At 45.3% G+C, this 12,924-nt stretch carries 12 protein-coding genes; 1 reads left to right on the forward strand and 11 read right to left on the reverse strand.

The genetic code is table 11. The features are described 5' to 3' along the window. Positions 1-173 precede the first annotated feature (173 nt). Entirely contained in the window at positions 174-956 is a 783-nt protein-coding gene (locus BHV83_RS19645) for a mechanosensitive ion channel family protein (RefSeq protein WP_224204860.1), read from the reverse strand. Positions 957-1,176: 220 nt separating this feature from the next. Here BHV83_RS19645 and BHV83_RS19650 point away from each other — a divergent pair, with 220 nt between their 5' ends. Further along, positions 1,177-2,004 carry a tetratricopeptide repeat protein gene (locus BHV83_RS19650; RefSeq protein ID WP_005634890.1) on the forward strand — a complete coding sequence of 276 codons (828 nt, stop codon included), beginning with the start codon at positions 1,177-1,179 and terminating at the stop codon, positions 2,002-2,004. A gap of 73 nt (positions 2,005-2,077) precedes the next feature. Here BHV83_RS19650 and leuB read toward each other — a convergent pair whose 3' ends face one another. From leuB to ilvN, 10 genes are all read right to left on the reverse strand, one after another. Then, positions 2,078-3,136 (reverse strand): 3-isopropylmalate dehydrogenase, encoded by a 1,059-nt coding sequence (leuB, locus tag BHV83_RS19655; RefSeq protein WP_005645830.1) that lies wholly within the window; start codon positions 3,134-3,136, stop codon positions 2,078-2,080. 32 nt (positions 3,137-3,168) lie between these two features. Then, a complete protein-coding gene (locus BHV83_RS19660; RefSeq protein ID WP_005651320.1) occupies positions 3,169-3,612 on the reverse strand; it encodes a methylglyoxal synthase in 444 nt (147 codons plus the stop codon). A 102-nt stretch (positions 3,613-3,714) separates the two neighbouring features. After that, complete coding sequence (locus BHV83_RS19665) at positions 3,715-5,223, reverse strand: hydroxymethylglutaryl-CoA lyase-like TIM-barrel protein (RefSeq protein WP_286757930.1); 1,509 nt, start codon at positions 5,221-5,223, stop codon at positions 3,715-3,717. A gap of 48 nt (positions 5,224-5,271) precedes the next feature. Then, positions 5,272-5,859 carry a 3-isopropylmalate dehydratase small subunit gene (leuD, locus tag BHV83_RS19670; protein WP_005634883.1) on the reverse strand — a complete coding sequence of 196 codons (588 nt, stop codon included), beginning with the start codon at positions 5,857-5,859 and terminating at the stop codon, positions 5,272-5,274. Positions 5,860-5,885: 26 nt separating this feature from the next. After that, positions 5,886-7,280: a 3-isopropylmalate dehydratase large subunit gene (leuC, locus tag BHV83_RS19675; RefSeq protein ID WP_122205344.1), complete on the reverse strand. Its 1,395-nt coding sequence runs from the start codon at positions 7,278-7,280 to the stop codon at positions 5,886-5,888. A 10-nt stretch (positions 7,281-7,290) separates the two neighbouring features. Further along, positions 7,291-8,787: a 2-isopropylmalate synthase gene (locus BHV83_RS19680; RefSeq protein WP_122203820.1), complete on the reverse strand. Its 1,497-nt coding sequence runs from the start codon at positions 8,785-8,787 to the stop codon at positions 7,291-7,293. 347 nt (positions 8,788-9,134) lie between these two features. Continuing rightward, positions 9,135-10,304 carry a purple acid phosphatase family protein gene (locus BHV83_RS19685; protein ID WP_286757931.1) on the reverse strand — a complete coding sequence of 390 codons (1,170 nt, stop codon included), beginning with the start codon at positions 10,302-10,304 and terminating at the stop codon, positions 9,135-9,137. A gap of 161 nt (positions 10,305-10,465) precedes the next feature. Then, on the reverse strand, positions 10,466-11,509 hold the full coding sequence (gene ilvC, locus BHV83_RS19690) for a ketol-acid reductoisomerase (RefSeq protein ID WP_005634871.1): 1,044 nt from the start codon (positions 11,507-11,509) through the stop codon (positions 10,466-10,468). Positions 11,510-11,594: 85 nt separating this feature from the next. Further along, positions 11,595-12,332, reverse strand: coding sequence for an acyl-[acyl-carrier-protein] thioesterase (locus BHV83_RS19695; RefSeq protein WP_005634869.1), 738 nt, complete (start codon positions 12,330-12,332; stop codon positions 11,595-11,597). A 40-nt stretch (positions 12,333-12,372) separates the two neighbouring features. Beyond that, positions 12,373-12,924: an acetolactate synthase small subunit gene (ilvN, locus tag BHV83_RS19700; RefSeq protein ID WP_122205342.1), complete on the reverse strand. Its 552-nt coding sequence runs from the start codon at positions 12,922-12,924 to the stop codon at positions 12,373-12,375.

Consider the following 12,924-nt stretch of genomic DNA (forward strand, 5'->3'; position numbering starts at 1 on the left):
TACTAAGCTCATTGATATAAATCCCAATACAGATCACGAGACTATAAGAAATTTACTCCCCCATAAATGGCAAAGGTAGCATCGCGGAGACGATTACCAAAGTCCTATCCTTCAAAAGGACTCCTTACAAAACCGGGCGATTATTGAACGAACCCATTTCTTTTTAGGACAAATCAGTTATCAGCCCGATGCACAGTAAGTTGCGGGAACGGGAAGTTGATGCCTTTTTCATTAAATGTTGCATAAACCGCTTGATTGATGCCAAAATAAACTTCCCAATAATTCGGACTTTCCACCCATACACGGACAACAATATTCACACTGCTGTCTGCCAACGCATGCAAGGCAATGAAAGGAGCCGGATCAGTCAGAATACGAGAGTCACGGGCAATAATCGTTTCGATCACCGCCTTTACTTTATCATAATCCTCACCATAATCGACACCGAATGTCCAATCTACTCGGCGGGTAGCCTGCCGGCTAAAGTTCGTAACCGCACCACTGCTGAGCGAACCGTTCGGTATATACACCATTTTATTATCAGGTGTTGCCAAGATCGTATGAAAAATCTGGATTTCCTTCACCGTACCGCCCGTACCTTGCGCTTCGATATAGTCACCGACTTTGAATGGCTTGAACAAAAGAATAATCAATCCACCCGCAAAATTTGCCAGATTACCGCTCAAAGCCATACCGACAGCAACACCTGCAGAAGCAAGAAGAGCAGCAAACGAAGTCGTTTGTACACCCAAAGCACCGACAACCGAGATGATCAATAAAATAGTCAGGACAACATTTACCAAACTTCCGACAAAAGTTTTGACTGAAGGATCGATATCACGTTTCAATAAAACCCGTTTTATCAGTTTATTCACCAAATTAATCAGGAGACGCCCGACTATAAAAACCAAAAACGCCTTGATAAGTGTCCATCCCAACGCCGCCCCTTGCGTCATCAGGGAATTCAAAATACCTTCCAGACCATGTGAAAGGTCAATTGCTGTTACAATCATAATTATTTATATTTATGGAAATTCATACTAATTACATAACAATCATTCATTCCAAAAGTATTAGAAATTGTAGCAAAGGTATAAAGTTTTTTTATTCGAATAAAGAACCGATTTTATTATGTAGTTTTGCAAACGTTCAGAAAACAGATATAAACAATAGAAAATGAGGACTTTCTTGATTATTATAGGTTTGTTCCTGTTTATAGGAAACAGCTTTGCACAATCATACGAAGAATTAATAGAGAAAAGCTACGACTTCGTAGATAAAGGCGATTTGGTGTCCGCGGAAGAGAGCCTGAAAGCGGCCATGCGCAAAGAACCGGCTAACCCGTTGAACTATGCCTTGCTTACGAACCTCGGAACCATACAGCGCCGACAGGGGAAGCTGCAAGAGGCCCTCATCTCCTACACTTCCGCACTAAGCGGGCATACAAAGAACATCACCATTCTCGAAAACCGGGCTTCCCTTTATACAGAATTGGGAGAAACAGAAAAAGCTTTGAACGATTACAACACCTTGTTAATAGAAAATCCGGAACATCAGGAGGCGCTTTATTGCCGAGGGCTGCTCTATATACAGTTACAAAATTATATGTGGGCAGAACAGGATTTCGACAAAATTCTGGAAGTAAACGAGAAATCGGTTCGTGCTCGCCTCGGCCATGCCATCTTGGAAAAGATGCGTGGGAACTACGACGAGAGCGAACGGATATTCAATTACCTGATTAGCGAGATGCCCCGCGACTGGATCCTCTACGAAGGACGGGCGGATTTGTATTTTATGATGGGAAAAAATGCACGGGCAATGGCAGATATAGAAAAAGTCTTTACCGAAAGCGAACCGACAGCCAACCTCTATGTGTTGAGAGGCAAGATCAAGCTGGCACAATACGAAAAGGAGCGGGCAGCCCTCGATTTCAAGAAAGCAGAATCAATGGGATACAATAAAGAAGTTATCAAGGAACTTCTTAAATTGACAATGAACAATTGACAATTAGGCTTCGCGTTACCAAAATCGGCTGAAAACCAAAATAATTGTCAATTGTCAACTGCTAATGTAATTGTCAATTGTTAATGTAATTGACAATCCATGTCCCTACCTCTTTCGTGCCATACTTCGCACCGCCTTCCATCTGGATTTCAGGAGTACGAACATTAGCGTCCAGAGAAGCATCCACAGCCTCGCGGATCAAGGCTCCTTCCGCCTTACAACCGAAATACTCGAACAGCATAGCTACCGAAAGAATCTGTGCCAACGGGTTGGCGATATTCAATCCTTTAGCCTGCGGCCACGAACCGTGGATCGGTTCAAATACAGGAGTGCTTTCGCCCGTCGAAGCAGAAGGGAGCAAGCCCATAGAACCGCTGATACAAGAACCTTCATCAGTAAGGATATCACCAAACGTATTCTCCGTTACCATAACATCAAAGAATTTGGGTTCCTGGATCATACGCATGGCCGCATTATCGACATACATATAGTCGGTCTGAACCTCCGGATAAGAAGGGGCCATCTCTTGTGCAATCTGGCGCCACAAACGCGAAGAAGCCAAGACATTTGCCTTATCGACCACCGTCAGATGTTTTTTCCGTTTCATGGCATATTCGAAACCGACTTTCAAGATGCGCTCGATCTCAGGGCGTGTGTACATATTGGTATCGTAGGCCTTATCGTTATCCTGATATTTCTCCCCGAAATACATGCCTCCCGTCAATTCACGGATACACAAGAAATCCGCACCATCCACCAAGTCAGCACGAAGCGGTGATTTATGCAACAGGCACTTAAAAGTTTGTACGGGCCGGATATTCGCAAACAAGCCCAATTTCTTACGCATAGCCAGCAATCCCTGTTCAGGACGCACTTTAGCTGTCGGATCGTTGTCGAACTTCGGATCACCTACAGCAGAGAAAAGAACGGCATCCGCTCCTTTACAAATCTCATATGTTTCTTCCGGAAAAGGATCTCCCACCTTGTCGATAGCATCGGCCCCGCAAAGAGCATATTCATAACGGACTTCATGTCCGAATTTCTTACAAACGGCACTCATCACCTCCACACCTTGTGCAGCAATTTCAGGACCGATCCCGTCACCGGGAAGTACAGCTATATTCAATTTCATATCATAAATGATTTATTAGTTGGCAAATTTTCCTATTCTCTCTTAAAATAGACGTATTTGGGTTCTGTCGGGACATAGCTTTCATCATCCCACAATGTACTTGTGATCATCAAGTCGGCACTATACCGGTTACAAGCGATAGGCACGTTATGGACACGGCACTGGCGAAGCAACATCTGGATATCGGCCTCGTGCGGCTGTGGGTTCAAGTCGTCGATCAAGAACACGGCAAGATCTATTTCCTTTCGTACTACCATTGCTGCAATTTCGGCATCTCCACCCAGCGGACCGGAATGCATACAGGCGATATCTGCCGTAACACCTTTTTCTTCCATCGCCTTCCGAACCAGATTTCCGGTTGTCCCAGTACATACGATATGATGATGGGACAGAAATTCAGCATTGTGAATAGCCCATTCTACCATGTCAGCCTTCCGGTTGTCGTGCGCAACAAGCGCGATTGTTAACTTCTTCATAACTTCAATAATTAATAATTTATCAATGTGATAATTTGCCAATGTACTAATATGCCGATAGCCTACATCGCAATTCTCTTTCATTGGCACATCGACACATCATTATTGTTCTATCTTGTTCAGCATCTTCAATGTCGCCTTGATAGCAGCCTCCGTCTGGTCTGCATCAAGACCACGTGTTTTAAAGTCCACTCCTGCATAATTCCAACTAATGATAGTCTGCACAAAGGCATCGGTCCGTCCGCCGGGTGGTATAGAAACGGAATAATTAGTCAGCATCGGGAAAGGACGGCCCAGATCGGTATATATCTTCCGCAGGGCACGAACGAAAGCATCGTACTGTCCATCACCGGAAGCCGACTCCTGGTAGGCTTCGCCGTTAATCTCTATCTTCAGGGTGGCAACCGGTTTCAGTCCCTGTGCCAAAGACAGCGAATAGTTCAGAATACGGATGCGCTGGTCCGCCATCGTATCGTGATGGAGCACATCGCCGATGATATACGGAAGGTCCTCCGTCGTAACCATTTCTTTTTTATCACCCAGTTCGATAATCCGCTCGGTAACCTTGCGCATAGAGTTCTCGTCGATATCGATCCCCAGTGCTTCAAGGTTCTTACGGATATTCGCCTTACCGGAAGTCTTGCCAAGAGCATATTCGCGGACACGGCCGAAACGTTCGGGCAGCAGGTCATTGCAATACAGATTGTTTTTGCTGTCACCATCAGCATGGACACCGGCACATTGCGTAAAGACATGTTCCCCGATAATCGGTTTGTTAGGCGGAATATGAACACCAGAAAAAGTTTCCACCAATCGGCTGGCATAATTGATCCGTTCTTCCCGAAGTGTCGTATCCACTCCCAACTGATCTTTTAACACGGCAAGCACACTGCTAAGCGGAGCATTCCCGGCACGCTCTCCCAATCCGTTCAATGTAGTATGAAGTCCTTTTATACCGGCACGGACAGCAGAGTAGACATTCGCTACCGCCAGATCATAGTCGTTATGAGCATGAAAATCGAACTTCAAGTCCGGATAGCGTGTAACCATTTCCTTACAATATTCGTAAGTATTTCCAGGGTTCAGGATGCCAAGCGTATCAGGCAACATGAAACGCCGGATCGGCAAGTCACGAAGCGAATCGACTGCTTGAAAGACATATTCAGGAGAGTTTTTAATACCGTTCGACCAATCTTCCAGATAGATGTTCACGGCAATCCCCCGTTCGATTGCCTGGTTGATGACGGAACGTATATCGGCAAAATGCTGTTCGGGAGTCTTACGAAGCTGTTCCGTCACGTGCTTATAAGAGCCCTTGCAAAGCAAGTTTACCACACGGCAACCAGCCGCTTCGATCCAGTTTAACGAAACATCACCATCCACAAAGCCGAGCACTTCGAGCTTCTGGATGTTTCCGGTACGTTCCGCCCAGGAAGCGACGCGCTTCACGGCTTCAAACTCACCGTCCGAGACACGTGCAGATGCGATCTCCAGACGGTTCACACCCAGATCAAGCAATGCCTGTGCAATGCTCAACTTCTCATGCGCCGCAAAAGAAACTCCCGATGTCTGTTCCCCGTCACGCAGGGTGGTATCCATTATTTCTATCATAATTGTTCATATATAACGCTACTTTTAGCTTGATCCAAAAGCAACAAACTAACGTCTCCTTTCAAATGCTTCAATCTTTTCCTTATTGGAAAGCAAATAATCGATGTCATCGAGGCCATTCACAAGGCAGTCTTTTTTGTAGGCGTTGATATCGAAGTGCTCGCTCTTACCCGTAGCCTTATTGGTGATGGTTTGGGCAGGCAGGTTGACTTCGACTTCTGTTTTCGGATCGGCAAAAATCGAGTCGAAAAGCTCGGCCAGAAAAGGTTCGCTAACCACCACAGGGAGAACAAAGTTATTCAGTTCATTGTTTTTGTGGATATCCGCAAAAAAACTGGACACAACTACACGAAACCCATAATCGGCAATCGCCCAAGCTGCATGTTCGCGACTGGAACCCGAACCGAAGTTTTTCCCCGCCACCAGTATCTGTCCGCCGTAGGTCGGATCATTCAAGACAAACGATTCTATTTTATTTCCCTGCTTGTCGTACCGCCAGTCGCGGAACAAGTTTTCACCAAACCCTTTTTTGTCGGTTGCTTTCAGGAAACGGGCAGGAATGATCTGGTCCGTGTCCACATTCTCTAAAGGAAGGGGAACACAGGTTGATGTAATGATATTGAATTTCTGTTTCATGAATGTAAAATTTATGATTTATGATTTCAGAAAAACGTTCTCGGATCGGTAATTTCCCCAGTCACGGCTGCCGCCGCAGCTACTAGCGGTCCAGCCAGAATCGTACGGGCCCCCGGTCCCTGACGTCCTTCAAAGTTACGGTTGCTTGTCGAAACTGCATATTTTCCTGCCGGGATCTTATCGTCGTTCATTGCCAGACAAGCCGAGCATCCCGGTTGACGTAACTGGAAACCGGCTTCTTCGAATATCTTGTCTAACCCTTCTTCACGGATCTGCGCATCTACCAGCCAGGAGCCGGGAACCAGCCAGGCGACTACATGGTCGGCTTTCTTCCGTCCCTTAACAATGGAAGCAAAAGCACGAAAGTCCTCGATACGACCATTGGTACAAGAGCCTAAGAACACATAGTCGATCTTCTTGCCCAACAAGGATTCACCCGGTTCGAACCCCATATACTCCATCGATTTCATAAAAGAAGCTTTCTCCACATCGTTCATACCCTCGACAGTCGGGATATGTTCGGTGACTCCCATTCCCATACCCGGATTGGTACCATACGTCACTATCGGTTCGATATCGGCAGCATCAAACAGAATCTCTTTGTCAAACACAGCATCATCGCCACTTTTCAAAGTCTTCCAATAAGCAACCGCCTTATCCCATTCTTCGCCGGCAGGAGCATTTTCACGTCCCTTAAGATAAGCGAATGTCGTTTCGTCAGGAGCGATCATACCACCACGCGCTCCCATTTCAATAGACAGGTTGCACAAAGTCAAACGCCCCTCCATCGTCAAACTACGGATCGCCGCACCAGCATACTCGATGAAATATCCGGTTGCACCGCTGGTCGTCACTTTCGACATGATATAAAGGGCGACATCCTTTGCTGTCACCCCTTTCCCTAGATTACCTTCCACACAGATACGCATGGTTTTCGGCTTTGCCTGCAAAATGCACTGAGAAGCCATAACCATTTCCACTTCACTGGTTCCGATACCGAAAGCGACCGCACCGACTGCTCCATGAGTAGAAGTATGCGAATCACCGCAAACGATCGTCATCCCCGGCAAGGTCAGTCCACGTTCCGGGCCTACCACATGGATAATGCCATTCCTCTCATCCATCATTCCATAATGAGTCAAACCAAATTCGGCCGCATTCTTTGCCAGCGTATCGACTTGATTCTTCGAAACAGGATCTTCGATCGGTTTATCCTGATCGTGTGTCGGCGTGTTATGATCCGGCATACAATAGATACGTTCCGGACGAAACGGCTTCAAACCACGTCGACGCATACTGGCAAAAGCCTGTGGACTAGTCACTTCATGACAGTACAACCTGTCGATGTAAAGTTGTGTGGGCCCCTCTTCGATCATCGTCACTACGTGGGAATCCCAAATCTTGTCAAATAATGTATTCATAATTATCAATTCACTTCACAAATTTATTAATTGCATCAATAAATGCCTCTACAGAAGCAGCTATAATATCGGTATTGGCAGCAAAACCATAATAACGGTTTCCTTCGTACTCAACCTGCATATGTACTTTCCCCATATCGTCACTGCCTTTATTAATCGCTTGAATCAAAAACTCCTGAATCGTCATCGTACGGTGGATAATAGATTTCACCGCCTTGATAGCAGCATCAACAGGACCGTTGCCGGAAGCGGCGGCCTCAAACCTCTCACCAGCTATATTCAGGCAGACGCTGGCCACAGACTGCAAACCGACACCGGAGGTCACCTGTAAATATTCCAACTTGATACGATGCATGGCCGTACGGTCTTTGCCAGCAAGCATCAAGATATCGTCGTCGTTGATATCTTTCTTACGGTCAGCCAGTTTCAAGAATTCTTCATAAACCTTATCTAGTTTTTCCTGAGACAATTCGACGCCCAATACCTGTAAACGGTGTTTCAATGCCGCACGTCCGCTACGGGCAGTCAGCACGATTGCATTATCGTCGATTCCTACATCTTTCGGATCGATGATTTCATAACTTTCACGATTCTTTAAAACGCCATCCTGATGGATGCCGGAAGAATGAGCGAACGCGTTACGTCCGACGATCGCCTTATTCGGCTGGATAGGCATGTTCATCAGGCTGGACACCATACGGCTGACTCCGTAAATCTTTGTCGTATTGATATTGGTAATAATGCCACGTTCTTTGTGACTCTTGAAAATCATCGCGATTTCTTCCAAGGATGTATTACCGGCACGTTCACCTATACCGTTCATGGTGACTTCCACCTGACGTGCACCATTCAAGACACCCTGCACAGTATTGGCGGTAGCCATCCCCAAATCATTATGACAGTGGGTAGAAATGATAGCATTCTCGATACCGTCTACATGATCCATCAGATATTTGATTTTCGCCCCATATTCGTCCGGCAGGCAATAACCGGTCGTATCAGGGATATTGACAACTGTCGCGCCAGCTTTGATGACCGCTTCTACCACACGTGCCAGATATTCGTTGTCAGTACGTCCGGCATCTTCGCAATAAAATTCGACGTCTTCCACATATCTCTTGGCATATTTGGCAGCAGCGACAGCCCGTTCCAAAATATCTTCCTGATTCGAATTGAACTTATACCTGATATGATAATCGGACGTTCCAATACCTGTATGAATACGTCCGTGCTTTGCATATTTCAGTGCTTCGGCAGCCACATCAATATCTTTTTCTACCGCACGGGTAAGCGCACAGATTGTAGGCCACGTTACGGCTTTCGATATTTCAACAACGCTATTGAAATCTCCCGGACTCGATACGGGAAAACCGGCTTCTATCACGTCTACTCCCAGTTCTTCCAGAGCTTTGGCTACCTGAATCTTTTCAATACTATTTAACTGGCAACCCGGCACTTGTTCACCGTCACGCAATGTCGTGTCGAAAATAAATAATCTGTCTGACATAGTTCTTATCGTCTTAAATTTGTTAATATCTTTTCTGAATGAAAAAAGCCTCTCTCACAAGGAAGCGAGAAAGGCTTTTTCATATCTTAATGCCCTGTAAAGCATACACAGTCTCACTTCCTATTCCGTTCCCAGAGTAGAATAATGTTTAGAGAAATAATGAGACTATTTAGCATTACCTGTTTCATATTGTCTTTTCAACCGTTTTTGTTTGAACGCTGCAAAGATACGGTCTTTTTCCAAACATCCAAATATAATTTAAAGTTTTTATCACTATTTTCTTATAAAATAAAAGACAAATACATCTAAATTCTTCAATTCATAACCAACAATCTACTTATCATTTTTCAAGGCTTCTTTATGGAGAATTGATCCACCACTTTCCCGTCCACATCTACGACCTGTATTTTTAGTTCTTTCGGATCGGCAGCCGCTTTCAAAATAGCCGTATTGGAATTGACGATAATCGGGAACGGTGTACGATCCGTTGCATCCTGATGGATGAAACGGTGGAGGTGACCACACAACATAACGTCCGGCTTGGCATCGCGTAGCAAAGGCATGAACTTCTGCTCCACTTCCAAGTTTCCATGCCATCCGCCGATCGGTGGGATATGGGCTACAATAATTTTAAACGGCGCGTCCTTATATTCTTTGCTATCCAATACTCGGCGCAACCATTCGGCCTGTTCTGTCCGGTATTCGTCGTAGACTGTTATACCGGCATATTCAATATCGGAATCCGGCTTGTCCTCTCCCGTATCCAAAACGACAAAACAGATCGGACCTTGCCGGAATGTATAGTAGATATTCTCTTCTTTTGGAGAGAAATAACGTTGGAACTCGGTTGCAAAAGCGCCACGTGTTTCGTGGTTGCCTCTTGTATAATACATCGGAATCTCAGAGGCAAACAGCTTGGTCGCCGTATCCATAAAACCGTCAAAGATATGATTTTCCTCATTGAAGACTGACACCATATCACCGTTAAAAAGAAAAAAGTCCGTCTTTTTCAAATCACACTTGGAAACTAGGTTCGTCAACAGGTCATTTTTGCCATGTATATCGTTCACCATCGCAAATGAGACGGAATTATCCGCAGGATCGCTCGTCTTGAACACCAACGGCTTTTTGGAGTAAATATCAGTCGAGGCATAGTTCCCATAGATGATCTTATGTCCGACATGGCTCAGTACTTCCTGTACGAAGACACGATAACGGTAGTTCGTACCCGGTTTAAGCCCTTTGATCTTCACGGTATGGATCGTAGATGTATTTTTTACTCCGTTACGGGCATCATAATATTTGGGACGTTCGGTAGCATAAAAGTTCGTATCGTCATCCGGCGCCAGCTCCACCCAACCGACAGAAGGTTTATCCGACAACCACACGATCGTCACCTCATCAGGCCCTAGATTCTGCAAATAAGGACCATGCACCAACCGAATCTTCGACTCTACTGCTCCTGCTAGGCAAACAGACAGCCACAATAACATTACTAAAATTTGGAATTTCTTCATGATATAATATTTAAGCAATTAAATTCGAATTTATAGCTACGAAGATATCGATTACTATTCAAAAATTTCTTATCAAAATGATACATTTTCATTAAAAAAAGTGACAATTCATACCGAATTGCCACTTTCTTTATGCACTCAAATAAAAAATGCGATGTCTATCAATTGTTTTCCGGGCGCAATTTACGAACGACTGCACCTGCACGCCACATTTCGCTTTCGCGCAATGCTGCCAGTTCTTTTTCCAAACCTTCACGATAATCCGGCTTACTGTTCGTATCGATAGAACGCTGCGCTTCGTTACCGCAGGCGACCTCCCGGTATAATTTTTCAAATACAGGCTTAACGGCATCGTGGAACGGCCCCATCCAGTCTAAAGCGCCACGCTGTGCAGTAGTCGAACAGTTTGCATACATCCAGTCCATTCCGTTTTCAGCAAACAGCGGCATCAAAGACTGAGTCAGTTCTTCGACTGTTTCGTTGAATGCTTCGGAAGGTTCGTGGCCGTTTTCACGCAATGTTTCGTATTGAGCCAACAATAAACCTTGGATAGCCCCCATCAAAGTTCCACGTTCACCAGTCAGATCGGAATAAACTTCCTTCTTGAATGTCGTTTCGAACAGATAGCCTGAACCAACGCCGATACCCAAAGCGATCACACGATCCCATGCTCTACCGGTTGCATCCTGGAAAATTGCATAGCTTGAATTCAAGCCACGTCCCTGCAGGAACATACGACGCAAAGAAGTACCAGAACCTTTCGGTGCGACTAGAATCACGTCAACATCAGCAGGAGGGATAATATTGGTACGTTCCTTGTAAGTGATAGCAAAACCATGAGAGAAATACAGCGCTTTTCCCGGAGTCAGATATTTTTTGATACGCGGCCAGCATTCGATCTGAGCGGCGTCGGAAAGCAACACCTGTATGATAGTTGCTCTTTCGCAAGCTTCTTCAATACCGAACAGTGTTTCACCCGGTACCCAGCCGTCGGCAACAGCTTTGTCATAGGTTTTACCAGGGCGCTGTCCTACGATAACGTTGAAACCATTATCACGCAAGTTCAAGCTCTGTCCAGGACCTTGAACACCGTAACCGATAACTGCAATCACTTCATCTTTCAATACTTCTCTTGCCTTTTCCAACGGAAATTCTTCGCGGGTTACTACGTTTTCGTCAACACCGCCAAAATTCATTACTGCCATTTTTTCTACTATTAAATGTAATGTGTTAATAAAATAATTCTTTTGTCAGGACAGTTCGCAAACCATCCGCCCGTACCATGTTTGTTCAATGCCACATAACAGCAGCACGGCAAATCGCTTTGCCTTCATTACAGATCGCCATATCATATTTTCCGTTATCAGCCTCCCTCTTGTACAACATGAGTTTCATCCCATATTTGCCTTCAGACTGGTAGGCGATTTCGAAACGTTTGATATCTTTTGTCTTGAACAGGTCAAGATCAAACAGGTCTAGAAGATGTTCCATATACTTGATACTGTTCAGGTGGCCGTTGATATCAAGGTCGCTGTACTTAATGAAATAAGGAACCCCTTCCGTCTCATTCTCCACAGCCGCAATCTTTCCCGGCTTTTCTATCGGGCAGGGGCGATCCGTGACATAAGCGCTCAACCTGGCGATATCCAACAAGGTCGGCCGGCGTGTTTCCACATCGATAGCCGCCCAAATAGAACGAGCGTAACCGAATGTCTTACCGTTGCCATCCACCAGCTCGAAACAACGGCTGGTAAAGAGACGGCCGACTTCATCCACCCAGGTATAAAGAGTTATAGGTTCGGACATGGCTGGATATTCGATCATTTCGATCGCCAGACGGGAAAGAACCCAAGCCGTATGCCGTTCTGACATATCGTTGAAACCGAATCCGCGTTCAGCAGCATGGCTGGATGCGACATGTATCAGATAGTTTCCGATCATCGGTATCGTTACACGTCCACGAAAATCCAACAGGTACGGTTCCGTGACGAAATGAAATTCCCCTATTTTGCTTTTATCTTTATCCATGATTCTTTTCTGTTGGGGCAGTTCGCAAACCACCCGTACGTTATTTTTTTTCCTGCAACTTACGTTCCATTTCGGCCAACATATCGCTTAAACGCTCGACACGGCTTTTTGTGATCGCAACGCGACCGGAACGGATGAACTGCAAGACACCGATCGTTTCGCTCAACTCCCTGAAAAGGGCTTGCGTCTCATCGTAATGACCACTCTTTTCGAGAACGACACACGTTTCGTTCATTTCCAGAATACGGGCGTTATATTTGCGAATCAGATTCTCGACCGTCCCCATCTTGATAAACAACTCGGTGCTCAGCTTATAAAGGGCGATCTCCTGGAAAACTAGATCTTCATCCGTATTATAGTAAGCCTTCAAGATATCCACCCGTTTGTCGATCTGCTTCACAACCTTGTCGATCATATCTTCATCAGCAAATGTCGTGATCGTAAATTTATGTATACCCTGTATGGCGGAAGGTGAAACGGAAAGCGTCTCGATGTTCAACTGCCGACGTGTAAAGATAATCGTAATCTGGTTCAGAAGACCTACTGTATTCTCTGAAAAGATAATAACGGTATATAATTTTTTTGTTGTCAT

It is taken from the genome of Parabacteroides sp. merdae-related_45_40 (genome assembly GCF_001915675.1).